22 protein-coding genes are annotated in these 24,000 nt (G+C 71.5%); 12 read left to right on the forward strand and 10 right to left on the reverse strand.

The genetic code is table 11. The features are described 5' to 3' along the window. Window positions 1–136: 136 nt before the first annotated feature. Window positions 137–490: an L-rhamnose mutarotase gene (locus OG598_RS13475; RefSeq protein ID WP_328654751.1), complete on the reverse strand. Its 354-nt coding sequence runs from the start codon at window positions 488–490 to the stop codon at window positions 137–139. 147 nt (window positions 491–637) lie between these two features. Between OG598_RS13475 and OG598_RS13480 the strand changes: the two genes are divergently transcribed. From OG598_RS13480 to OG598_RS13515, 8 genes are all read left to right on the forward strand, one after another. Next, the gene (locus tag OG598_RS13480; protein WP_328654752.1) at window positions 638–1,318 is read left to right on the forward strand and encodes a response regulator transcription factor; all 681 of its coding nucleotides are present in this window, start codon (window positions 638–640) and stop codon (window positions 1,316–1,318) included. Between the two features lie 11 nt (window positions 1,319–1,329). Beyond that, entirely contained in the window at window positions 1,330–2,733 is a 1,404-nt protein-coding gene (locus OG598_RS13485; RefSeq protein WP_328654753.1) for a sensor histidine kinase, read from the forward strand. After that, window positions 2,730–3,629, forward strand: coding sequence for a Gmad2 immunoglobulin-like domain-containing protein (locus OG598_RS13490; RefSeq protein ID WP_328654754.1), 900 nt, complete (start codon window positions 2,730–2,732; stop codon window positions 3,627–3,629). Before OG598_RS13485 ends, OG598_RS13490 begins: the two co-directional genes overlap by 4 nt. 379 nt (window positions 3,630–4,008) lie before the next feature. Continuing rightward, window positions 4,009–4,191, forward strand: coding sequence for a hypothetical protein (locus OG598_RS13495; protein WP_210786778.1), 183 nt, complete (start codon window positions 4,009–4,011; stop codon window positions 4,189–4,191). Next, a complete protein-coding gene (locus OG598_RS13500) occupies window positions 4,188–5,534 on the forward strand; it encodes a glycosyltransferase (protein ID WP_328654755.1) in 1,347 nt (448 codons plus the stop codon). The genes OG598_RS13495 and OG598_RS13500 overlap by 4 nt, the downstream gene beginning before the upstream one ends. A gap of 151 nt (window positions 5,535–5,685) precedes the next feature. Further along, window positions 5,686–6,306: a TetR/AcrR family transcriptional regulator gene (locus OG598_RS13505; protein WP_328654756.1), complete on the forward strand. Its 621-nt coding sequence runs from the start codon at window positions 5,686–5,688 to the stop codon at window positions 6,304–6,306. 42 nt (window positions 6,307–6,348) lie between these two features. Beyond that, on the forward strand, window positions 6,349–7,842 hold the full coding sequence (locus OG598_RS13510) for an MFS transporter (protein WP_328654757.1): 1,494 nt from the start codon (window positions 6,349–6,351) through the stop codon (window positions 7,840–7,842). Window positions 7,843–7,952: 110 nt separating this feature from the next. Continuing rightward, entirely contained in the window at window positions 7,953–8,744 is a 792-nt protein-coding gene (locus OG598_RS13515) for a maleylpyruvate isomerase family mycothiol-dependent enzyme (RefSeq protein ID WP_328654758.1), read from the forward strand. Between the two features lie 42 nt (window positions 8,745–8,786). Here the strand turns inward: OG598_RS13515 and OG598_RS13520 are convergent, their stop codons facing one another. After that, the gene (locus tag OG598_RS13520; RefSeq protein WP_091406679.1) at window positions 8,787–9,986 is read right to left on the reverse strand and encodes an RtcB family protein; all 1,200 of its coding nucleotides are present in this window, start codon (window positions 9,984–9,986) and stop codon (window positions 8,787–8,789) included. Window positions 9,987–10,113: 127 nt separating this feature from the next. Next, on the reverse strand, window positions 10,114–10,239 hold the full coding sequence (locus OG598_RS13525; protein ID WP_328654759.1) for a hypothetical protein: 126 nt from the start codon (window positions 10,237–10,239) through the stop codon (window positions 10,114–10,116). A gap of 110 nt (window positions 10,240–10,349) precedes the next feature. On the opposite strand from OG598_RS13525, the gene OG598_RS13530 reads away from it, so the two are divergent. After that, window positions 10,350–11,357: a helix-turn-helix transcriptional regulator gene (locus OG598_RS13530; protein WP_328654760.1), complete on the forward strand. Its 1,008-nt coding sequence runs from the start codon at window positions 10,350–10,352 to the stop codon at window positions 11,355–11,357. Here OG598_RS13530 and OG598_RS13535 read toward each other — a convergent pair. Continuing rightward, on the reverse strand, window positions 11,352–12,659 hold the full coding sequence (locus tag OG598_RS13535) for an RICIN domain-containing protein (RefSeq protein WP_328654761.1): 1,308 nt from the start codon (window positions 12,657–12,659) through the stop codon (window positions 11,352–11,354). The two genes, OG598_RS13530 and OG598_RS13535, sit on opposite strands and share 6 nt — an antisense overlap. A gap of 158 nt (window positions 12,660–12,817) precedes the next feature. On the opposite strand from OG598_RS13535, the gene OG598_RS13540 reads away from it, so the two are divergent. After that, on the forward strand, window positions 12,818–14,005 hold the full coding sequence (locus OG598_RS13540; protein WP_328654762.1) for a spore photoproduct lyase family protein: 1,188 nt from the start codon (window positions 12,818–12,820) through the stop codon (window positions 14,003–14,005). An 18-nt stretch (window positions 14,006–14,023) separates the two neighbouring features. Here OG598_RS13540 and OG598_RS13545 read toward each other — a convergent pair whose 3' ends face one another. Further along, a complete protein-coding gene (locus OG598_RS13545; RefSeq protein WP_328654763.1) occupies window positions 14,024–14,872 on the reverse strand; it encodes a M15 family metallopeptidase in 849 nt (282 codons plus the stop codon). A 240-nt stretch (window positions 14,873–15,112) separates the two neighbouring features. Here OG598_RS13545 and OG598_RS13550 point away from each other — a divergent pair, with 240 nt between their 5' ends. Then, window positions 15,113–16,150, forward strand: a complete 1,038-nt coding sequence (locus OG598_RS13550; protein WP_328654764.1) for a LacI family DNA-binding transcriptional regulator — start codon at window positions 15,113–15,115, stop codon at window positions 16,148–16,150. Window positions 16,151–16,285: 135 nt separating this feature from the next. Here the strand turns inward: OG598_RS13550 and OG598_RS13555 are convergent, their stop codons facing one another. From OG598_RS13555 to OG598_RS13565, 3 genes are all read right to left on the reverse strand, one after another. Continuing rightward, window positions 16,286–17,134, reverse strand: a complete 849-nt coding sequence (locus tag OG598_RS13555) for a peptidylprolyl isomerase (RefSeq protein ID WP_328654765.1) — start codon at window positions 17,132–17,134, stop codon at window positions 16,286–16,288. A 70-nt stretch (window positions 17,135–17,204) separates the two neighbouring features. Then, the gene (locus OG598_RS13560) at window positions 17,205–18,413 is read right to left on the reverse strand and encodes a D-alanyl-D-alanine carboxypeptidase family protein (protein ID WP_328654766.1); all 1,209 of its coding nucleotides are present in this window, start codon (window positions 18,411–18,413) and stop codon (window positions 17,205–17,207) included. 46 nt (window positions 18,414–18,459) lie between these two features. Further along, window positions 18,460–19,188 (reverse strand): MerR family transcriptional regulator, encoded by a 729-nt coding sequence (locus tag OG598_RS13565; RefSeq protein WP_328654767.1) that lies wholly within the window; start codon window positions 19,186–19,188, stop codon window positions 18,460–18,462. Between the two features lie 166 nt (window positions 19,189–19,354). Between OG598_RS13565 and OG598_RS13570 the strand changes: the two genes are divergently transcribed. Further along, entirely contained in the window at window positions 19,355–21,637 is a 2,283-nt protein-coding gene (locus OG598_RS13570) for an excinuclease ABC subunit UvrA (protein ID WP_328654768.1), read from the forward strand. A 239-nt stretch (window positions 21,638–21,876) separates the two neighbouring features. Here OG598_RS13570 and OG598_RS13575 read toward each other — a convergent pair whose 3' ends face one another. Continuing rightward, window positions 21,877–22,296, reverse strand: a complete 420-nt coding sequence (locus OG598_RS13575) for a protein-tyrosine phosphatase family protein (protein ID WP_328654769.1) — start codon at window positions 22,294–22,296, stop codon at window positions 21,877–21,879. Between the two features lie 781 nt (window positions 22,297–23,077). Then, window positions 23,078–23,638 carry a hypothetical protein gene (locus OG598_RS13580; RefSeq protein ID WP_328654770.1) on the reverse strand — a complete coding sequence of 187 codons (561 nt, stop codon included), beginning with the start codon at window positions 23,636–23,638 and terminating at the stop codon, window positions 23,078–23,080. Window positions 23,639–24,000 lie beyond the last annotated feature (362 nt).

Here is a 24,000-nt window from a genome sequence, read left to right on the forward strand (position 1 = left end):
ACATGACGGAATGAAGCTATTCTTCAATGCGGGAGCTGAGTTGTCACCCCGCTGGGGCGTACGAACGTCCTCGGGATCGCCTACCGCCGGTCGACTCGGATGGTCGGGACCGGCCGGCCCCGACCATCCGTGTCAACTAGCTGCCAGAGCCCGGCCCGACCGCCTCGTCGGCCAGGTGCCAGACCTCGCGCATCGGGGCCCAGAAGTCCCCCGAGCCGGGCTCGGCGATCGACTCCTGACACGGGTCGGTCAGCTTCCACCACTCCTGCGTCTGCGGGTCCGCCGCGATCAGCCGCAGGTCGGCCTCGTAGTCGTCGCCCACGTACTCGTAGTAGCCGAAGAGCAGATCGTCGTGGAGAAAGATGGTGTAGTTGCGGAAGTTCGCCTCGCGCAGCGTCTTCTCCACGCTCGGCCAGACGGCGGCATGCAACCGCAGGTAGGTCTCCCGCTGCTCGGGGCGGAGTCGGATCACGCAGCCATGACGTTTCACGTCGTGCCCTTTCGTGTGAGCTGTTTCAGGGGTGCCGAAGGCACCTGAAGGTAGCGGTTGGGCAGTGCCCGGAGGGGGCCAGCCGGCCGCCGATGTCGGCCGTTTCGCCAGGACTACGCACTGTGGCGCCGGGTCTACCCTCGGGTGATGGAGGGCCGCGTGCTGGTGGTCGAGGACGACTTCTCGATTCGGGAGGTCACCGCCCTCGGTCTGCGCCGCGCCGGTTTCCGGGTCGACACCGCCGTCGACGGGCGACAGGCGCTGGCCGCGTTCCGCGCCCACCCGGTCGACCTCATCGTGCTCGACATCATGCTGCCGGGCCTGGACGGTCTGGAGGTCTGCCGGGAGATCCGGCGGACCAGCCAGGTGCCGATCCTGATGCTGACCGCGCGCACCGACACCATCGACGTGGTGGTCGGCCTGGAGTGCGGCGCGGACGACTATCTGCGCAAGCCCTTCGACCTGCCCGAGCTGGTGGCCCGGGTCCGCTCGGTGCTGCGCCGGGTGAGCGTGCCGGCCCCCTCGACAGTCATCGAGGTCGGCGGCCTGGAGATCGACCCGGGCGGCTTCGTGGTCCGCCGGCGCGGCCGGGAGGTGGCGCTCACCGCGACCGAATTCCGCCTGTTACTGGAGCTGGCCCGCCGGCCCGGTCAGGTCTTCACCCGGGAACTGCTGCTGGACCTGGTCTGGAACCACGACTTCCTCGGCGACTCCCGACTGGTCGACGTGGCGGTGCAGCGGCTACGCGCCAAGGTCGAGGACGACCCGGCGCAGCCACTGCTGATCCGGACCGTACGCGGCGCCGGCTACAAACTGTCGACGGGTTGACGGGGGCGGCGATGGCCGGACGCGCGGTGTTCCCCGGGCGCCTGCGGCGCCGGCTGACGGTCGCGTTCGTCCTGGTCGCCGGCGTCTCGGCCGGGCTGCTCGCCGGCGGGACCGGGCTGTTGCTGCGGCAGTCCTGGTTGGACGCGTCGCTGCACGAGGCCGCCGCCGACGCCCGCTACCAACTCGTTCTCGCTGGGCAGTTCCTGCCGCTGACCGAGCAACGCAGCACCGAACTGCTCACCAGCTTCGAGGCCAGCGGTCGGCACGTGCTGCTCGTCGACGGCCCGACCCGCGCCTCGCACCCCGCGTACGCCCCGGTGCTGGGCACCCGGTTGCGGGCCGTCGTCGCGGGCGGGCGGCTCGGCTATCAGCGTTCCGCGCCGAAGGAGCGTCCTCGGCTGCTGGTGATCGGTGGACGCGTTCCCGGCTCGACCGCCGAGCTGTACGTCATCACAGTGGAAGACGACGTCGCCGGCGACCTGGGTCAGCTACGCACCGCGCTGGTGGCCGGTTGGGTGCTCGTGGTGTTGCTCGCCGCCGCGGTGGGTCATGCGTTGGCCCGCCGCACGTTGGAGCCGGTGGGCCGGGCCAGCCGGGCCGCCCGAGCGCTCACCGAGGGCCTGCTCGCCACCCGCCTGCCGGTACGCGGGCGCGACGAGTTCAGCGTCTGGGCGGCGACGTTCAACGAGATGGCCGAGGCCCTGGAGTCGAAGATCGCGGCGCTGTCGGCGGCGCAGGCCCGCGAGCGGCGGTTCACGGCCGACGTCGCGCACGAGCTGCGTACCCCGGTGACCGCGTTGGTGGCCGCGGCGTCGCTGCTGCGCGAGCACCTCGACCAGCTGCCCGACGACGCCCGACCGGCGGCCCGGCTGCTGGTCGGCGACGTGGTCCGGCTGCGCCGGTTGGTCGAGGATCTGATGGAGATCTCCCGGCTGGACGCCGGGCGGGAGCAGTTGGCCGTCGGGCCGGTCGACGCGTTGGCGATGCTGCACGGCATCGTCGCGGCGCGCGGCTGGTCGCCGCGGGTGCGGGTCACCGGTGATCCGGTCGAGGCGCGCACCGACAGGCGTCGGCTGGAGCGCGTGCTGGCCAACCTGGTCGCCAACGCGGTCGAGCACGGCGGTGGCGAGATCACTGCCAGCGTGGCGGACGCCGACCCCCTGGTCGTCTTCGAGGTCACCGACGAGGGGCCGGGCATCCCGGCCGAGCATCTGCCCCGCGTGTTCGACCGGTTCCACCAGGTCGATCCGTCTCGCTCCGCGCCGGGCAGTGGGCTCGGGCTGGCCATCGCGCGGGAGCACGCCGAGCTGCTCGGCGGCGCGCTGAGCGTGCGCAGCGAGCCGGGCGAGGGCACCCGGTTCCGGCTGGAGTTGCCCGCTGCCGGTCCCGCCGGCACGCCGGGCGGTGTGGGATGACCGGCCACGGCGCGGTCGGGCTGGGAGCATCGGCGCTGGTCGCGGCGCTCCTGCTCGGCGGCTGCGGCACTCCCCGCTCCGGTGACCTCGGCCCGGCGCCCACGGCGCCGCCGCCGAGCGTCGCACCCACCGACCGCCCGGAACCCATCCCGACCCGGGCAGTGGCACCGACACCACAGCCCACGAACCGGCCGCCGGGTCCGTTGACGGCGGCGTCCACCGGCACGCGCCGGCCGGACCCGGTGACCATCGAGCTGTGGTACGTCCGCGCCGGGCTGCTCGTGCCGACCCGGCGCACCCGGCCGGCCACTGTCGCGACATCCCGGCTGGCGCTGACCGAACTGGCCGCCGGGCCGAGCCCGGCCGAGGCCGCCTCCGGGATGATCACCCTGCTTCCGGCCGGCGTCGAGGTCACCCGCATCGCCGACGACGTGGCGACGTTGCGGGTGCCGTCCGTCGGCGACCCGGCCACCCGGCGGCTGCGCGAGGCGCAGGTGGTCTGGACGCTCACCCAGTTCCCCAGCGTGCGTCAGGTTCGACTCGACGGCGCGGCCCCGGTCGACCGGGCGGACTACGCGGACCTGCTGCCACCGATCGTGGTCACCGGCCCGATCCCCGGCGAGCGCGTGTCCGCCCCGCTCGTCGTCACCGGCACCGCGACCGTGTTCGAGGCCACTGTGAGCGTCCGGGTGCTGGACGCCACCGGCCGGGAGGTGGCCACCGGTTTCGGCACCGCCAGTTGCGGCAGCGGCTGCCGGGGCGGCTACCGCGTCGTGGTCGGCTGGCGCCCGGTCCGCGAACAGAAGGGCACTGTCGAGGTGTACGAGGTGTCCGCCGAGAACGGCGCGCGGGTCAACACGATGGCAGTGCCGGTGGTCCTCGCACCCCGCGACTGACCGCCTCGCCAGGGCGGGTGTTAACCGGATGCGTCATCCGTTTGTCGACAGCGACGTGCGGCCCTGACGTCTACCCGACAGAGCAGATCCTCGTCGGCATTCCCCGGGCTCGCGCGGCCACGCGGCGAAAGCGCAGGCCAGACCCCGTGGAGCCGGTGAGAACGTCTCCGACACGCCGGCAGCGGGAAGGCTCGTCGGGCCTGGCCGGACGACCGTTCACGTGACCTTCGAGATTGACCTGAGTAGACATGTTTGCCAACGTGAGCGCGTCATTGCGCACAGTCATATTCGCTGTTCAGCCCCGTGACTACCGGGCCACACTGGAGTCGCACCGGTCGCCGCGACAGCCTCACCATCCCTCGCAGAGCGGAGATACATCATGTCCGGTGGCAGCCTTCCCCGTACCGGTATGGGCGTCGTCACGATCGGCGGCGCGGCCGGTATCGGCAGCTACGCCCTCCCCCTGCCGCTCACCATCGCCCTCACCGGAGCGACCGCCGTCCTCATCGGCTTCATCATGATCCGGATGACGTTCCGTCGTAAGCAGTCGGTCGGCCAGTGACCGCCAGCGTCACGAGAGGTCGTGTCCTGTTCGCCGCGGCGGTCGTCCTGGCCGCCGCGGCGGCGTGGACCGCCCATCACGTCCTCGCCGTGATCGGCGCCATCGACGGAGGCGGTCACCGCTTCACCTACGCGTACGCCGCCATGTTCCTGCTGCTGATCTGGCAGCTCGGCACCTCCTATCTGGAGAAGCCCGCAGTTGTCACCGACCGGATGCAGGGGCACCTCGACGCTCTGCACGTGGTGGGTATCGTGCCGGCGTACAACGAGGATCCGGGCGCGCTGCGGGCCTGCCTCGAATCCATGATCTTCCAAACCCGCAAACCGAACACCATCTACGTGGTGGATGACGGGTCGAAGCTGACCGAGGGCTACCAGCCGATCAAGCGGTGGTTTCTCGACGTCGCCCCCGTACACGGGATCATCGCCGCCTGGCACATCCAACCCAATGCCGGGAAACGGCACGCCCAGGCCGCCGCGGTGCGGTCGACACCGGCAGCCGACGTCTACTGGACGGTGGACTCGGACACCATCTCGGACCCGGACGCCCTCAGGGAGTTGTTGAAGCCCTTCGCCGATCCGGCGGTGCAGTCCGTCGCGGGGGTGGTGATGGCCGCCAACGTGCGCAGCAGCTTCCTCACCCGGTTCACCGACCTGTGGCTGGTGACCGGGCAGCTCACCGACCGGTCGTCGCTGTCGGTGTTCGGGTGCGTGTGGGTGAACTCGGGCCCGATCGCCGCCTACCGCGCGGAGGTGGTTCGCGACAACCTCGGCGCGTATCTGACGGAGACGTTCTTCGGCCAGCGGGTGCCCTTCTCCGACGACTCACTGCTCACCCTCTTCGCGATGGTCCGGGGACGTACCGTGCAGCAGCCGTCGGCGTTCGCGTTCTCCCTCATGCCGGAGAACGCCGGGCACTTCTGCCGGATGTTCCTGCGCTGGATGCGCGGCAGCTTCATCAGGACCTGGTGGCGGGTCCGGTACCTGTCGTTGCGGTCGATCGCGTGGTGGCTGCATCTGCTGCGCTGGGCTGCCACGGTGGTCGCGACGGTGCTGTTCGTGGCGGTGGCGATCCTGTCGCCGATCATCGACCCCGATCCGCGGGCGATTCCGTGGCTGGTGGCCGTCCCGTTGATCGTCGGGTACGGGCAGGCGCTCCGCTACATGACGGTACGACGATCGGACCAGTCGACGGCCTACCAGTGGGGCACCTGGCTCCTCACGCCCGTCGCTGTGGTGTTCGCCCTGGTCGTGCTGCGGGCGATCCGCTGGTACGGCATCGCCACCTGCTGGCGCACCGGCTGGGGCACCCGCAAGAAGGTGGAAGTGGCGCTGGGTTCCTGACCACGCGACCCGTGCTGAATCTGACACCTGGGCTGACGCCACGTGAAACGTGACCGTTTCGTCGGCTGAGTGCGAGGCAACTCACGAAAACCTGCACGATCAGCCAACCGCGAACTAAGGTCAGTACGACATCGTTTCGCGGGGGGTCGGGATGCTGGGTGGTCAGCAGGTGGGCGCGGGTGCCGGGGTTCCGGCAGCCCGGGGTCCGCGCTGCACCGACAGCGACCTGTTCACCGTCGTCATCGACACCCTGCGCGAGGTCGGCTTCGACCGGATGACCATCGACGCCGTCGCGGCCCGCGCCCACGTCAGCAAGGCCACCATCTACCGACGCTGGGACGGCAAGGCCGAGTTGGTCGTCGCCGCCCTGCGCGACCGGCAGGTGGGTGTACACAACCCGCCCGACACCGGCTCCCTCCGCGGGGACCTGATCGAGTTGCTGCGGGCCACGGCCGCGATCTGCACTGCCGACTGCGACCTCATGCAGGCGTTGACCTTCGCCATGCGGACCAACCCCGAGCTGGAACGCCTGGTGCGTCACCAGGTGCTGCCGGCCGGGCGGGTGGCAAGCACCGCCATCCTGGTCCGGGCCGCCTCCCGCGGGGAGATCCCGCCGGAGGCCGGCGAGCGGGAGCTGTTCCACGATCTGGCGCCCGCGCTCACCATGTCCCGCATCGTCGCGCACGGCCTACCCGCCGATGACGCGTTCCTCACCCAGGTCGTCGACCAGGTGCTGATCCCGGTACTCCGCTATCAGCACGGCCGTCCGTAGCCGACCTGATTCACCGATATTCGCAACACGGAAGGCTTCACCATGCCCGGAACCACCTCGACCGCGCCCGGCGCGCCCAACGCCGGGGCGTCGACAGGCGCACCGCACCCGCGGCGCTGGATCGCGCTGGCGGTCATCGCGGTCTCACAGCTGATGGTCGTCCTGGACGCCACGATCGTGAACATCGCGCTGCCGCAGGCCCAGGCCGACCTGGGGATCACCGACGCGAACCGGCAGTGGGTGATCACCGCCTACACGCTGGCCTTCGGTGGTCTGCTGCTGCTCGGCGGTCGCATCGCCGACTACTGGGGCCGTAAGCGCACGTTCATCGTCGGCATGACCGGTTTCGCGCTCGCCTCCGCCCTGGGCGGTCTGGCCACCACCGGTGAGATGCTCTTCGCCGCCCGCGCGTTGCAGGGCGCCTTCGGCGCGCTGCTCGCCCCGGCCGCGCTGGCGCTGCTCACCGTCCTGTTCACCGAGGCCACCGAGCGGGCCAAGGCCTTCGCTGTGTACGGCGCGATCGCCGGCGGTGGGTCGGCGGTCGGCCTGCTGCTCGGCGGGGTGCTCACCGAGTACGCCGACTGGCGCTGGTGCCTGCTGGTCAACATCCCGGTCGCCGCCGTCGCCATCGCGTTCGCGCTGCCGCTGGTGCCGGAGAGCCGGGCCCACGGCAACACCCGCTACGACGTGCCCGGTGCGATCGTGGTGACCGCCGGCCTGGTCTCCCTGGTCTACGGCTTCACCAAGGCCGCCGAGGACGGCTGGGACGCCACCGCGACGCTCGGCTTCATCGCCGCGGGCGTGGTGCTGCTCGCCGTCTTCGTGGTGATCGAGCTGCGCTCCAGCCACCCGCTGCTGCCGCTGCGGATCCTGCTGGACCGCAACCGGGGCGGCGCGTTCCTCACCTCGACGCTGATCGGCGCCGGCCTGTTCGGGGCGTTCCTCTTCCTGACCTTCTACTTCCAGGTGGTGCTGCAGTACAAGCCCCTCGAAGCCGGTCTCGCCTCCCTGCCGGTCACCGCCGGTGTGCTGATCGCCGCGGGTGGCGCCAGCCAGCTCATGCCCCGGTTGGGTGCCAAGCCGCTGATGGTCGCCGGTTCGGCGCTCGCCGCCCTGGGCATGCTGGTGCTGACCCAGATCGACGTGGACACCTCGTTCCTCACCCACCTGCTGCCCGCGCAGGTCGTCCTGGGCCTGGGGCTGGGCTTCACCTTCGTCCCGCTGTCCAGCCTCGCCCTGGTCGGGGTGCCGGAGCACGACGCCGGCGCGGCCAGCGCGACGCTCAACGCCACCCAGCAGATCGGTGGCTCGCTCGGCACCGCGCTGCTGAACACCTTCTACACCAGCGCGGTCGCCGCCTATCTGGTCGGGCGGGCGCCGAACCCGGTCAACCAGGTCGAGGCGTTGGTGCACGGCTACCGGGTGGCCTTCGCCTGGGGCGCGGCGCTGATCGTGCTCGCCGGACTGGCCACCCTGGTCCTGGTGAAGGTCCGCAAGGAGGACATCCCGACCGGCAACACCGTGCACATGGGCTGAGCCTGACCGACGTGGCCGCCGGCCGGAGCGCCCCGACCCCGGGGCGGGCCGGCCGGCGGCCACGTCCGGTAACGTCCCGACCATCGTCGAAAATCCGTTTGAGGAGATCCATGTCGACCCCTGCTGACCAGATCATCACAGCTCTGCGCGCGGGCCACGAGGAGCTCGCCGCGCTCGTACGGGACCTCAAGGAGGACGACCTGCTCCGGCCGTCGGGGGCCAGCGAGTGGCAGGTCTCCCAGGTGCTGAGCCACCTGGGCAGCGGCGCCGAGATCAACCTGGCGACGCTGGACGCCGCACGCTCCGGCGCGCCCGGCCCGGACGGGGACTTCAACCGTGGCGTCTGGGCACGCTGGGACGCGATGTCCCCGGCCGAGCACGCCGCCGGGTTCCTGGCCACCAACGAGCGGCTGGTCGAGGCGTACGAGGCGCTGGACGCCGAGACCCGGGCCTCGATGCGGATCGACCTCGGCTTCCTGCCGGAGCCGGTCGACGTGGCCACCGCGGCCCGGTTCCGGCTCAGCGAGTTCGCCCTGCACCAGTGGGACGCCGAGGTGGCGTTCAACTCGTTCGCGGCGGTGACGCCGGGGGCGGTGGCGCTGCTGCTCGACCAGATCGGCGGCATGCTGGCCTGGACCAGCCGACCCCAGGAGCTGGCCGGCCGGGAGGCCACGGTGCTGGTCCGGCTGCACGCGCCCGAGCGGACGTTCGGGCTGCGGCTGGGCGAGAAGGTCGAGATCGTCGACGCGCCGGAGCGCCCCGACGGGGAGCTGGTGGCCCCGGCCGAGGCGTGGCTGCGGCTGGCCACCGGACGGCTGGGCCCCCAGCACACCCCCGACGGGGTGCAGGTGACCGGCTCGGTGACAGTCGACGACCTGCGCCGGGTCTTCGTCGGCTTCTGACCAGCGGCCGTGCGGGCCGGTCTCCCCGGCCCGCACGGCACGTCAGCCCTTCACGCAGACCACCTGCTTGAGGTGCGCGACCACCTCGACCAGGTCCTCCTGCTGGGCCATCACCTCGGTGATGTCCTTGTACGCGCCGGGGATCTCGTCGACCACCCCGGCGTCCTTGCGGCACTCCACCCCGGCGGTCTGCGCGGCCAGGTCCTCCGTGCTGAACGTCCGCTTGGCCTGCGCCCGAGACATCCGACGCCCCGCCCCGTGCGACGCCGAGCAGTACGCGTCGGTGTTTCCCCGCCCCCGCACGATGTACGACCCGGTGCCCATCGACCCGGGGATGATGCCCAGGTCACCCCGGCCGGCCCGGATGGCGCCCTTGCGGGTCACCAGCACGTCCACCCCGTCGTAGCTCTCCTCGGACACGTAGTTGTGGTGGCACGAGATCGGCTCGTCGTAGCCGACCTGCGGGAAGTGCTCCCGCACCACGCCGCAGAGCAGGGCCAGCATGACCGCCCGGTTGCGCCGCGCGTACTCCTGCGCCCACCACAGATCCCGCCGGTACGCGTCCATCTCCGGCGTCCCGGCGAGGAACACGGCCAGGTCCCGGTCCGGAAGGTCGGCGTTGTGCGGCAGCCCCCGGGCCACCCCGATGTGCCGCTCGGCCAGCTCCTTGCCGATGTTGCGGGACCCGGAGTGCAGCATCAGCCAGACCCGCCCCTCGTCGGCGCCGCCCTGCTCCAGACAGACCTCGATGAAGTGGTTACCACCGCCGAGGGTGCCGATCTGCCGCTGCGCCCGCGTCTCCAGCTGCGCCACCCGCCGGTCCAGGCCGGCGAACCGGCCCCAGAAGTCGTCCCAGCCGGCCTGCTCCAGGCCCCGGATCCGACGGGTGTCGACCGAGTCCTTGCGCTGGGCGAAGCCGACCGGGATGGTGGCCTCGATCGCGGAGCGCAGCCCGGCCAGGTCGTCCGGCAGGTCGGCGGCGGTCAGCGAGGTACGGACCGCCGACATCCCGCAGCCAATGTCGACGCCGACCGCGGCCGGCGAGACGGCCTGCCGCATCGCGATCACCGAGCCGACAGTGGCGCCCTTGCCGAAATGCACGTCGGGCATGACGGCGACACCCTGCACCCAGGGCAGCGCGCCGATGTTGCGCAGCTGCTTGGCGGCCTGCGGCTCGATGGCGTACGGGTCGGTCCAGACCCGGACCGGTGCCCGGGTACCGGCGAGGGGGGTGAATCCCATAGTGGTCTCCTTCTGTCGTGCGGTGACCGTTAATGATCATATTTGGCGGCGAGCGGCGGTGCGCGGATACGAAAGGGCCGCCCGATCCCGGTGGGATGGGCGGCCGGCGGACGCGTCAGCGTCGGCGTCAGTCGCGCCACCCCGGGTCGTTGCGCCGCGCTGGGCGGTAGGCACGGGTATTGGCGGTGAGCTGCAAAGGGGTGCCGGTGGAGAGCAGGCACCAGCGGGCATCGGTGCGGACGCGTCGCGACATGGCGTACTCCCCTCCGGGTGTGATCGGTTGACCTTGCATCGACGAGACTAGGAGGGCCACGGCGCGTCCGCAATGGATATCGCCGCTAGCCGTAGTGCAGACTCGCGGGCATGGTGGAGACCTCCGTGCGCCTGCTGCGGCTGCTGACTCTCCTGCAGGTGCGCCGGGAGTGGACCGGCGCCGAGCTGGCCGAACGACTCGCGGTCACCACCCGCACGGTACGCACGGACGTGGAGCGGCTGCGGGTGCTGGGCTACCAGATCGAGTCGCACCCGGGGGTCGCCGGCGGCTACCGGCTCGGTGCCGGGTCGGCGCTGCCACCGCTGCTGCTCGACGACGACGAGGCCGTGGCGGTGGCCGTCGGGCTGCGGGCGGCGGCTGGCGGCTCGGTGACCGGCATCGAGGAGACGTCGCTGCGGGCGTTGGCAAAGCTGGAGCAGTCGTTGCCGTCACGGCTGCGGCACCGGGTGGACGCCCTGCGCTCGGCGACGGTCTCCGCCGCGGGCGGTGGCCCGACAGTGGACGCCGAGACTCTCACCGCCGTCTCCACTGCCGCGCACCGTCGGGAGCGGCTGCGGTTCGACTACGCCGGCCATGACGGCACGGTCAGTGTGCGCGACGTCGAGCCGTACCGTCTGGTCTACACCGGGCGGCGGTGGTACCTGCTGGGGTGGGACACCGACCGGGCCGACTGGCGGACGTTCCGCGGCGACCGGATCCAACCCCGGGTGCCGACCGGTCCACGCTTCGCGCCGCGGGAGCCGCCAGGTGGCGACGCGGTCGCGCACGTGCTGCGCGGCGTCGGCTCCACGGCCTGGCCACACCCCGCCCGGGTACGCCTGCACGCGTCGGCCGAGGCGATGGCGCGGCGGGTCCCCACCACGGCGGGCCTGCTGGAGGCGATCGACGAGCGGACCTGCCTGCTGCACACCGGCGGCGAGTCGCTGGGCAATCTCGCCGCCTTCCTCAGCACTCTGGCTGTCGACTTCGACGTGCTCGACCCGCCGGAGCTGCGTGCCGTCGTCCGGGATGTCGCCGCCCGGTTCGCTCGTGCCGCCGGCCCCGCGCCGGGGCGAGTCGCGGTTCACCCCGGCGCGGACGTGGCAGTGGAGCTATGACTGCGGCACCAGCCGGAAGGACTGCGCCGCGGTGCCGTTGCAGGTGTACTGGATGAGCTGGACGCTGTCCGCGGTGGATGCTCCGGGCACGTCGAGACACTTGCCACTGTTGCGGTTGACCAGGCGGTAGTAACCGCCACCCTCGGGCTCGGCGCGCCACTGCTGGTTGTTCCCGCCGCTGTAGGACCAGAGCTGGATGCGTGCAGAGTCGGCTGTCGACCGGTCAGTCACGTCGATCACCTGGGCGCTGTTGTTGCGGTTGTTGACCCGCAGGTACCCGCCGCTGGTCGGCACGAACTGGTACTGCTGCGCGGTGCTGCTGTTGCACGCGTACTGCTGGATGGCGGTGCCGTTCGCGCTGGCCGCGGCGCGGGCGTCCACGCACTTGCCGCTGGCCCGGTTGACGGCGGTGTGCCAGGCGGTCGGCGAGATGCCGTCGGACGGCGGGGGCGTGGTCGGCGGGACGGTGCCGACGCCGGCCAGCCAGTGCAGCCCGTCGATCAGCAACTGGTTCTGTTGGGCGCTGTCGAAGGTGGAGGACAGCCCGGTGTTGGTGCTGTAGTTCATCGCGTTGTGGCCGAAGTTGGCGTAGAGCATCTTGTACTGCCGGTTGCTCCAGACGAGCGGGTAGTAGCCGCCGTACCAGGACTGGTTGGGGTCCGTGCCGACCGGGAAGCTGGACGGGTCGACCGAGGCGAGGATGTCGATGTTGGGGTTCTGCCGCAGGTCGTTGCTCCACGAGTACCACTCGCTGATCGACGACGGGAACGTCGCCGGGAGGTTCCGGGTGGCGGCGTGGGTGCGGTTGTCGGCGCGCATCGTGACCCGGGTGGGTCCCCAGGTGTTCGTCTGGAAGGAGCCGGTGCCGAGGAAGGTGTTGTAGTACCAGCTCCAGCTCGACGGGTTGTCGGTCCACGCGCTGACGTGGAAGCCCAACCACGCCCCGCCGTTCTGCATGTACTGCTGGAACGCGCCCCGCTGCGCTGCGGGCGGCGCGTCGTCGAGGAACATGACGACCTTGTACTGGGCCAGGTTGGCGGTGTTCAGCAGGCCCCAGTTGTTGGTGGCCTCCCAGGAGAAGCCGTGCTGGGCGGCGGCCTGCGGGAACCAGGCCCGGGCGTCCTTGACGAAGTCGATGTGCGCGGCGTCCCAGGTGCCGTTGTAGAAGGCCAGGACCTTGAACGTCGGCGCGGCCTGCGCACTGCGCGAGGCGTTGACCGCGAGACCGGCGGTCAACGCGACGACCAGGGCGACGAACAACGACAGGATCCGTCTGGTACGGGAGGAGAGTTCTGCGATCACCTGATCGTCCCTTCGGTCGGGACGCGCGCCGCCGCGTCGATGTGCATCTGTTCACAAGGTTTACAGATAGATGAAAGGTTATGCGCTTCAGATGGACGGCGTCAATCGCGGGGCGGCCGATCGGGTGGGATTCCTGCGGCAACGGGTACCCCGGCCGGATGACCAGCCCGGACGCCGTCGACGTCGACCAGCCGCTCGCCGTGGACGTACCCGCCGCGCCGCACGACGCCAGCGGCGAACGGGTGCCGACCCGCGACCTGGCCGGCCTCGCGCCGCCGGCCCGGTCGGCGCGGCGCTGGACCCCGAGCCGGGTGGTGGCCACCCCCGCCGCGCTCGACCACCCGCACGGCCAGCGGATCGTCGAGCGGGTGCGGGCACTCGGCATCGAGGTGGAACACCTGCGCGCCAACCGGCTCACCGGGGTACGCGGGCAGACCGACCGGGAGACCTACGCCCGGGCCAAGTCGACGATGGCGATCGTGGTGAGCCCACCCTCGCGGCGCGTCCTGCAACCCATCGCGCCCAGCGCTGACTGGCGGGTCGACCTGGCCGAGGGCTGCCCGGCGCACTGCCAGTACTGCTACCTCGCCGGATCCCTGTCCGGCCCACCGGTGACCCGGGTGTACGCGGACCTCGACGACATCCTGGCCGGGCTGGCCGCGTACGCCGGGCGCGGCACGGTGACCAGCCGCAACGCGCGGCGCGCCGACGAGGGCACCACCTTCGAGGCGTCCTGCTACACCGACCCGCTCGCCCTGGAGCACCTGACCGGCAGTTGGCGGCGCGCGGTGCAGCACTTCGCCGACTGGGACGCCCCCGTACAACTGCGCTGGACCACCAAGTACGCCGACGTGGACACCTTCGTGGGGCTGCCGCACGCCGGCCGGACCCGGGTCCGCTTCAGCGTCAACTGCGCCCCGGTCAGCGAGCGGTTCGAGGGTGGCACCGCCCGGGTGCCGGACCGGCTGGCCGCGCTGCGCCGGCTCGCCCTCGACGGCTACCCCGTCGGCCTGACCATCGCGCCGATCATCGCGCTGCCGGACTGGCGGGAGCGCTACGGCGAACTGCTCGACCAGGTCCGCGCGGCGGTCGACGGGGTGCCGGACCTGGACCTGACCGCCGAGCTGATCACCCACCGGTTCACGCCGGGCAGCAAGGAGGTGCTGCTCGGCTGGTACCCGCGCACCCGACTGGAGATGGACGAGGAGTCCCGCACCCGTAAGCACGGCAAGTTCGGCGCGGTGAAGTACGTCTACCCCCGCGAGCAGATGACCGAGCTGCGCGACTGGTTCACCGCCGAACTCACCGCCAGCGTGCCGGCCTGCCGGATCCTCTACTGGACCTGACCTCGCGCGAGGGGCGGGTCAGCCGACCGAGGAGCGGGCGACCGGGGCGGCGAAGAACGTGTCCGGGTACGGCTCGTCGCGCAGGCTGTAGTGCCACCACTCACGGTCGTAGTTGACGAACCCGGCGTCGGTCATCATCCGCTGCAACAAGCGACGGTTGTCCCGCGCCGTCCCGGTGATGCGGGGGTCGGCCGTGTGCGCCCGCGAGTCGAAACAGTCGAAGCCCGTACCCATGTCGATGCTGTTGTCCGCGAAGCGCTGCCCGCGCGGCGCGGTGCAGGCGACCAGCGGTTGCCCCACCCGGTACGGAGGTTGGCTGGTGGCGGGCTCGTCGACCAGTGTCAGGTCCAGTGTGCTGCCGCGGCTGTGCGCGGTGGGCGCGCCGATGTAACCGTCGGCGAAGAGCCGGTTCTTGGCCAGGTCCGGGTAGAACTCGGCCTTGGTCTGCTGCTCGTCGGGGCGCTTCGACCAGTTGACGAAGTCGTCCACCGCCGGTTGCGGGCGGTAGCAGTCGTACACCTTGAGGCTGTGCCCACCGGCCAGCGCGGAGTCCTGTACGCGGCGCAACGCCGCGGCCGCCTGCCGGGTGAGCAGGCACAGCGGCTCGCGGTAGCCGGTGATCGGTCGGCCGACGAAGTTGTGCGGTGTGGCGTACCGGATGTCGGCGTGGATGCGCGGGTCGCTGTCGGTCAGCACCACGAACCCCGGCAGCGGGGCTGCCACCGAGGTGGACGGGGTCGGCGCGGGTGTGGGTGTGGGGCTCGCCGACGTCGGCGGCGGCGCGGCCGGCGCGGGGCGGGGCTCCGGCCGCGAGCAGCCGCCGAGCAGCGCGGCGAGCGCGAGCACGACGGCCAGGCGGTAGCGCACGAGTCCTGTCTATCAGCCCAACCAGGGTCGCCATCCCAGGATCCCTGTGGTTCGCCGGCCGAAAGTAGCCGGAAAAACTCCGGAACTTTTCCGCAACTCCAGCGAAGCTTCGCTCGGCCTGGCATGTCGTCAACCCCCATCGGTGAGGCAAGATGACGCGTGGAACGGGCACGCCGTTTCGGGACACACGGTGGGCGACGACTTGTGGGTCGCTCCTCCGGCTCGGTGAAGGAGACGCGGGTGGGCGCGGACGACGGACGCAGGGTGACCATCACCGCGATCGCACGGGAGGCCGGGGTGTCGGTGCCGACCGTGTCACGGGTGCTCAACGGGCGCTCCGATGTGGCCCCGGACACCCGGGAGCGGGTCGAGGAGTTGTTGCGCCACCACGGCTACCGGCGTCGCACCAGCCGCAGTGTTCGCCGTGCCGGTCTCGTCGATTTGGTCTTCAACGACCTGGACAGCCCCTGGGCCGTGGAGATCATCCGGGGCGTGGAGGATGTCGGGCACGGCGCGGGCGTCGGCACTGTGGTCTCCGCGATCCACCGGCAGCCCACAGCGGCCCGGCAGTGGTTGCAGAACCTGCGCACCCGGGCCACCGACGGCGTCATCTTCGTGACCTCGCACCTGAGCCCGCCGCTGCACGCGCAGCTGCGTCGCCTCAACGTGCCGGTGGTGGTCGTGGACCCGGCCGGCGTGCCGGCCATGGACGTGCCGACGATCGGCGCCACCAACTGGGCCGGCGGACTCGCCGCTACCGAACATCTGCTCGCGATCGGGCACCGGCGCATCGGTTTCGTGGCCGGGCCCACGCACCTGCTGTGCAGCCGGGCCCGGCTCGACGGTTACCGGGCCGGGCTGGAGGCCGCCGGGGTGCCGGTGGACGACAAGCTGGTCTACCCGGGCGACTTCTACCACGCCTCCGGTTTCGCCGGCGGGACCGCGCTGCTCGACCTCGCCGACCCGCCGACCGGCATCTTCGCCTCCAGCGACCAGATGGCCTTCGGCGTTTACGAGGCCATCCGGCGCCGCGGGCTGCGCGTGCCGGACGACGTGAGCGTGGTGGGGTTCGACGACCTGCCGGAAGCCCGCTGGGCCTCACCGCCGCTGACCACGGTGCGCCAACCGTTGGTCGAGATGGGACGGTTGGCGGCCCGGACCGTGCTGCGCCTGGCCCAGGGTGAGGGCATCGACTCGCCCCGGGTGGAACTCGCCACCGAGTTGGTCACTCGGGACAGCACCGCCGCCCCGCTGACCGGGTCGCCCACCTCGACGTGACGGCCGGAACTGCGTCGGAAACCGGTTGGACCGGTTCCGGTCCGTTCCCGAAAGTTCCGGCGAAGCCGGGCCCGGCCGAGAGTCACCCACGGCGGGCGCGGTGAGCGACCGATTGTCACCCACCGCGCCGCACGGTCAGTGGTGGTGGTGCCAGCGGACGGCCTTGCGGATGGTCACCGGCAGTGCGGGCGCGCCGTCGACCGGCGCCGGGTCCTCGGCGGTCGGCGCCACTCCCCCGGCGGCGATCCGGTCCAGCGTGGCCAGGCCGGCCCCGTCGACCTCGCCGAAGATCGTGTAGTTGGGGCGCAGCGCGGAGTTGGCGTAGACCAGGAAGAACTGGCTGCCGTTGGTGTCCGGCCCGGCGTTTGCCATGGCCAGCACGCCACGGGCGTACACCCGGCGCTCCCCGGTCGGGTCGGTGGGCGCGGGCGGCAGGTCGGTCGGCAACTCGTCGCGGTACCGGTACCCCGGACCGCCCTCACCGGTGCCGGACGGGTCACCGCACTGCAGCACGCTCAGCGTCGGGTACGCGGTGAGCCGGTGGCACGGGGTGCGGTCGTAGAACCGCTTGCTCACCAGGTGCAGGAAGCTCTGCACGGTGCACGGCGCGGCTGCCCGGTCCAGTGTCAGCCCGATCGGCCCGTGGTTGGTCGCCAGTGTCACCCGGACGCTGCCCCGGGACGGGGTGCGTCGCGGGTCCGGCGGCAGCGGCACCGGCCGGGCCGCCGGTTCGTCCGGGGTCTCGGTGTACGCGCACGGACCGTGGGTGGTGCGCGGCGGTCGGGTGGCGGTGTCGACAGCGGCGGGCGGCGCGGCGGAGACGCGCACCGTGTCGGCCGACGGGCCCGGGGCGGCGAGCGCGGTGGCGGACGAGCCGACGACCAGTGCCCCGGCGAGCACTGTCACCCCCGCGAGGCGAGTCAGGGCGCGCACCGGCCGGCGGGGTGCCGCCACTGCGGGGCGCGGTTCGAGTTCACTCGACACAGGGATCCTCCTGGACTGGTGGTGCCAGAAAGACCGGAGTCTATGGAGGGCAGCGCCCGATGTCGATCCGTCAGGGCATTCGGCGGCGACGCCGCCACAGCAGGCCGCCCAACAACGCCATCACCGTCGCGCCGCTCACAGCGGTCACCGACCAGAGCCACTCCGAGCCGGTACGCGCGGGCCCGCTGGCCGCCGCCGGTCGGGGGGCACCGGGCGCCGCCAGCGCGGACGGCGCCGCCGACGGGGTGGCGGTCAGCTCGCCGGGCTCGACCAGTCGACCCACTGCGGCGTCCCGCGGCAGTGTGAAGCCCCAGTCCAGGAGGGCCGCGCCCTGCTCCCAGCCGCGTACCGGCGTCGATTCGGCGCCCAGCAGTGTCACCACCAGCCGCCGTCCACCGCGTTCCGCCGCCCCCACGTAGGTGTGCCGGGCCAGGTCGGTGAAGCCGGTCTTGCCGCCGAGCGCCCCCGGGTACCGGTAGATGAGCTGGTTCTCATTCTGGATCTCGAAACCCTTGGTGCGTTGCGCCGGCTGGGCCGGAATCGACGTCTGCTCGGTCAGCGCGTACCGGCGGAAGGTCGGCTCGGCGAAGCAGGCCCGGGCGATCAGCGCCAGGTCGTACGCGCTGGTGAACTGCCCCTTGCCGTCCAGCCCGGACGGGGTGACCGCGTGCGTCTGGAGCGCGCCGAGGTGGTGCGCCTGCTCGTTCATGGCGCGCACACCGGCGGCGCTGTCCGTCCCGCTGCCGAGTCGGGCCAGCGCGTTGGCGGCCTCGTTGCCGGAGTTGAGCAGCAACCCGAGCCAGATGGTCTCGATGGTGTACCGGCCGCCCGCGACCAGGCCCACGGCCGAGGAGCCGGGTTCGATGTTCATGTCCGCGTCGGTGACGGTGACCATCTGTTTCGGGTCGAGCTTGGGCAGCATCGTGGCCGCCAGCAGGAGCTTCTGCACGCTCGCCGGTGTGCCGTACTCGTGGGGGCCGCAGCCGCCGAGCACCTGGCCGCTGTCCAGGTCGGCGACCAGCCACGACGTGGCCGTGACCCTCGGCGGCGCGGCGACGCCGGTCGGCACGACCAGGCCGGCCGTGTCCAGCGCCGCGCCGCCGATCATCCGCTGCTCACCGACGGCGGGCGGGGGCGACGGGCGGGGTGGGCGGGACGCCGCCGGGGCCGGAACCCGGGGGCAGCCCACCGTCGGCGCGGCGGACGCTCCCGTCGCACCGACCGGCACGGGAGCGAGCAGGACGGCGGACGTCGTGGCCGCCAGCAGCGCAGCTCTCATGTGCCCGACCCTAGTCAGGAGGATCGCCCGGCGGGACGGGAGCCGGTCAACTCGCGTCGCCGCGACCGCGCAGGTAGTCGTGCAGCGCGGCGGTGCCCCGCAGCCGGCGCAGGCTGCGGGTGTGCAGCTCCTGCTCGCGGCGGCCCAGCTCGGCGCGGACCCGCTGGGCGCTCCCGGTGGTCCGCAGCTCGCCCAGCACCGCGGCGATGATCTCGAACGGGTACGCGCCCCGGCGCAGCAACGCGATGACCTGCGCCGCGCGTAGCTCCGCCTCGTCGTACACCCGGTAGTTGGTGCCCGGGGTGCGGCCCGGGCGCAGCAGCTCGCGCTCCTCCCACAGCCTCAGCTGCGAGGTCCGGACCCCGACCAGGGCGGCGACCTCGCCGATGCGGGCGCCGTGGCGTGGTGCGGGTCGGGCCGCCGGTGGGCTGGCCAGCACGGTCTCGAAGGCACCGAGCACCCGGCGAATCTCGGCGCGTTCCCGGTCCAGCTCGGCATGGCCGCCGTCGAGCGCCGCCAGGGCCGCCGGCAGGTCACCCGCGTGCACCGCCGCCATGATCTCCCGGGTACGGCTCCAGCCGTGCCCCTCGGCCAACCGCCGCGCCACTGTCAGCGCCCGGGCGTGCTCGGTGGTGAAGATCCGGTAGCCGCTGGTGGTGCGGCGCACCGGCGGCAGCACCCCCAACTCGACGTAGTTGCGCACCTGCTGCACCGAGATCCCGACGGTGGCCGCCAGGTCCACGGCGCGCAGCCGATCGTTCGAGGCGACGTCCACGCGAGCCACCGTACCGCTTACGACGTGATTTGAGACTTTACGGGGTGTAGTGCTTTCGCGAGCACTCGGAGTTCGCAAAAAGTCTCTACATGGGGATGAATGAGACAATGGAACCCGCCAGTGCCCGGCGGGGCAAAGTCCCGCCACGATTCCGTGAAGGGTTCGTATGTCGCAGCCAGCATGGTCCGCCGCCGACAGCCACGACATGATCGAGGTACGCGGGGCGCGGGAGAACAACCTCGCCGACGTCTCGGTCGACATCCCCAAACGCCGGCTGACCGTCTTCACCGGTGTCTCCGGGTCGGGCAAGTCGTCGCTGGTCTTCGGCACCATCGCCGCCGAGTCCCAGCGCATGATCAACGAGACCTACAGCGCGTTCCTCCAGTCGTTCATGCCGAACCTCAACCGGCCGGACGTCGACTCGCTGCGCAACCTCAGCGCGGCCATCGTCGTCGACCAGGAACGGATGGGAGTCAACTCCCGCTCCACCGTCGGCACCGCCACCGACGCGTACGCCATGCTGCGGATCCTCTTCAGCCGCCTCGGCCAGCCGTCCGTCGGCGGCGCCGGTGCGTACAGCTTCAACCTGCCCGAAGGCATGTGCCCCACCTGCGAGGGGCTGGGCCGGGTCTCCGACCTCGACGTCAACGAGCTGGTCGACGTCGAGCGCTCCCTCAACGACGGCGCGATCACCGTGCCCAACTTCGCTGTCGACTCCTGGTACTGGCAGACCATCGTCGGCTCCGGCCTGTTCGACCCGGACGTCAAACTCCAGGACTTCACCCCGCAACAGTGGGAGGACTTCCTGCACAAACCGGCCACCAAGATCAAGGTGGGCAGCAACAACTGGACGTACGAGGGGCTGGCGGTCAAGGTCAAGCGGCTCCTCCTGTCCAAGGACCGCGAGTCGATGCAACCGCACATCCGCGCCTTCGTCGACCGGGCGGTCACCTTCACCAGCTGCGGCGACTGCGGCGGCACCCGACTCAACGCGGCGGCCCTGTCGTCGCGGATCGCCGGGCGCACCATCGCCGAGTGCTCGGCCATGCAGATCAGCGACCTGGCCGCGTTCGTCCGTACCGTCGACGACCCGGGGGCCGCGCCACTGGTCGCCAACCTTCGCGACCTGCTGGACTCCCTGGTCGAGATCGGTCTGGGCTACCTCAGCCTGGACCGCGAGTCGGCAACCCTCTCCGGCGGCGAGGCGCAACGGGTGAAGATGGTCCGGCACCTCGGCTCCAGCCTCTCCGACGTCACGTACGTCTTCGACGAACCCACAGTCGGCCTGCACCCGCACGACATCGCCCGGATGAACGACCTGCTGCTACGGCTGCGCGACAAGGGCAACACGGTGCTGGTGGTGGAACACAAACCAGAGACCATCGCCATCGCCGACCACGTGGTCGACCTAGGGCCGGGCGCCGGCACCGACGGTGGTCGGATCTGCTTCACCGGCGACATCCCCGGCCTGCGCCGCTCCGACACCCTCACCGGCCGACACCTGGACCACCGGGTGACACTGCGCGAGGCGGTACGCAAACCCACCGGGCAGCTCGCCATCCGCCAGGCCGACCTGCACAACCTGCACGACGTGGACGTGGACATCCCGCTCGGGGTCCTCACCGTGGTCACCGGCGTGGCCGGCTCCGGCAAGAGCTCACTGATCCACGGGTCGCTGCGCGGCCGGACCGGGGTCGTCATCGTCGACCAGTCACCGATCCGAGGCTCACGACGCAGCAACCCGGCCACCTACAGCGGGCTGCTCGACCCGATCCGCACCGCCTTCGCCAAGGCCAACGGGGTCAAGGCCGCGCTGTTCAGCGCCAACTCCGAAGGCGCCTGCCCGACCTGCAAGGGAATCGGCCTCATCTACACCGACCTGGCGATGATGGCCGGCGTCGCGAGCGTCTGCGAACGGTGCGAGGGGCGACGCTTCACCGACAAGGTGCTCACGTACACGCTGCGCGGCAAGAACATTCACGAGGTGCTGACCATGTCGGTCACCGAGGCGTACGCGTTCTTCCCGCACCTCATCCTCGGTCGGCTGGTCGACGTCGGGCTGGGCTACCTCAGCCTCGGCCAGCCACTGACCACCCTGTCCGGCGGAGAGCGGCAACGACTCAAGCTCGCCATCCACCTGGCCGAGAAAACCACCACGTACGTCCTGGACGAGCCGACCACGGGCCTGCACCTGGCCGACGTGGACCAACTGTTGGCCCTGCTCGACCGCATGGTCGACGCCGGAAACACGGTGATCGTCATCGAGCACCACCAGGCGGTCATGGCACACGCCGACTGGCTCATCGACCTCGGCCCCGGCGCCGGCCACGACGGTGGCCGCATCGTCTTCACCGGCACACCGGCCGAGCTGGTCGCCACCGGCGACACCCTCACCGCCAAGCACCTCCGCGCGTACGTCAACGACCCGGCGGTGATCGGCCAGGTCTGACACCGCTGCCCGCTACCGGCCTGAGTACAGCAGCGACGGGTGCACCGTGGTTCGACGGTGCCAGCGGCGGCGGTCGGCTGACGCGGCGCCACGGGCGGCTGGCAGGAGCGACGGCGGCGGCGCTCCGGCGGGGGTCGGGGCGGCGGTAGCGCTCCAGCGGCGGTCGGGGCGGCGGTAGCGCTCCAGCGGCGGTCGGGTCGGCGGCGATCCGGTGGCGGCGGTCTGGCGGCGGCGCTCCGTCAGGGGACGCGGCGCAGCCAGCGCCGCTGCCAGGGGGTCTCCACCGCCTTCGGATGGTAGCCGGCCCGCACCCACGGCACCGCCCGCTCGACCGGCAGACCGTCGAGGATCGCCAGCGCGGCCAGGGCCGTTCCGGTACGACCCACCCCACCCCGACAGGCCACCTCGACACGTTCACCGTCGTGGGCGCGTCGCAGCGCCTCCCCTAGGACGTCGAGGGCTTCGGCGCGGTCGAGCGGCACCCAGAAATCGGGCCACCGGATCCGCCGGTGCGGCCAGGCTGGCTCCGGACCAGGTGCCAGCAGCACGGCGAAGTCGGCGGGCGAGGTCGCGGCAGCGACGCGGCGTCCGCGCACCGTCGCCCCACTGGGGAGTACGAGCACGCCAGACTGCTCGGACCACGGCTGCGCGTCAGTCATCCGGACATTGTGCCGCGACGCTCTGACTGACGAGCACAGACAGCGCCGCCCCCGGCTGGTGGGCCGGGGGCGGCGCTGGTGTCGGTGTGCAGGTCGCCTCTCGGCGAGTGGCACGACGCGGCTCCAGCCGAACGGTATTCCGCGAGGGCGATATTAGGTGAGGCCCGGGGACACTGAGTCACACCGACACCCTCCACAACCAGCCCGCCTGCGCCGTTGTTCCCGCACCCCCGCCGGGCCGTTCCGCCGCCGGGTCCCATCGCTGCACTGCCGCTCGCCGCACGACCACGACACCCGCCATCGCGCCGCGCTTCGGCCATAACCCACGAGATCTTGGACAGTTTCCGTTCGCGCGTAACGGAAACTGTCCAAGATCTGCCGGCAGCCACCGACCCGGGCCACGCCATCCACACCCGGCGGGCACCCGGCATCGCCGCATCCCCACATCCCCACATCCCCGGCGGGCACCCGGCGTCGTCCCATCCGCATCCGGCGGGGACCGGCGTCGCCCCATCCGCATCCGGCGAGGATCGGCGTCGCCCCATTCACCTCCGGCGGGGACCGGCGTCGCCGAATCCGCATTCGGCGGGCACCCGGCATCGCAACGATCCGCGACCAACCACCATGCGCCTGCCACACGCGGAAACGGAAGTGCCGCTGGCCGGCACCCCGGTTTGCGAGTGCCGGCCAGTGGTCGGTGTCCTGCGGTGGTGTTGCCGTGCGGTGGTGCTGCGTGCTCGTTTGCGATGGTGCTGTGGTGCTGTGGTTCAAGCGTGCGGGGTCAGCTGTTCCAGTGCTGGGCGACGAGGTCGGTGGCCTGCTGCTCCCACTGGGCGTAGGCGTCCGGGTAGGCCGAGACCTGCACCGTCTGCGCGGCGTCGGTCAGCGCCATGTCCTGCCACCCGTCAACCTGCTTCAGACCCTTCAGGAACGCGGTCGTCGAGTAGGCGGGGTCGGTGATCTGCTCCGGCGTACCCCAACCCGAGCTCGGGCGCTGCTGGAACAGGCCCAGCGAGTCGTGGTCGTTCATGTCACCCAGGTGACCCAGGTTCTCCAACTTCGACTCCTGCAGGCTCGTCGCGATCGAGATGACCGCGGCCCGCTCCGGCAGACCGGCCTTCTTCGTGGCGGCGATGATCGCCTTCACGTTCGCGGTCTGCTCGTCGTTGAGCGTGATCCGGGACTGGTCGCCCTGCGGCTTCGGCGCCGCCGACTGCACGGCCACCGCGACGGGCTTGGCATCCACCGGGTTGGCGTGGGCGGCGATCGGACCGGCGAACACACCACCGGCGAACGCGAGACCAGCAACAGACAGAACGCTCTTACGGAAGATCGTGTTCATGGGGGTAGCTCCTTCGGGGGTAGAACACCCACACCGCCAAGGGGGGCGGCGGCAGGGTGTGAGCACCTCGTCCGGCGCTGCAGGTACAAAGGGGGAAAGTTTGAGGGGTGACGCCATGTCGGGCGTCGGGTCGGCGACCTGGCGAGCGGGGGGGGCTCGTGGCGCCGGGTCCCTGTGTAACGACCCGGGGGCCAGGGTCATTCCGGGGGTGGCCCATCTTCCGGCACCCTCGTCGTGGCGGTGCCTGCGGTCGTTCGTGGGGACTGTAACGACCGGGCGCGGGCTGGCATTCCAACCGGCGTGACCAGCCCCCGAGGTCGGACGGCGGGTCGGTGGTACTGCGATCGTCAGGGTATGTAACG

Source organism: Micromonospora sp. NBC_00330, from assembly GCF_036136635.1.
GTDB classification, from domain to species: Bacteria; Actinomycetota; Actinomycetes; order Mycobacteriales; family Micromonosporaceae; genus Micromonospora; species Micromonospora salmantinae.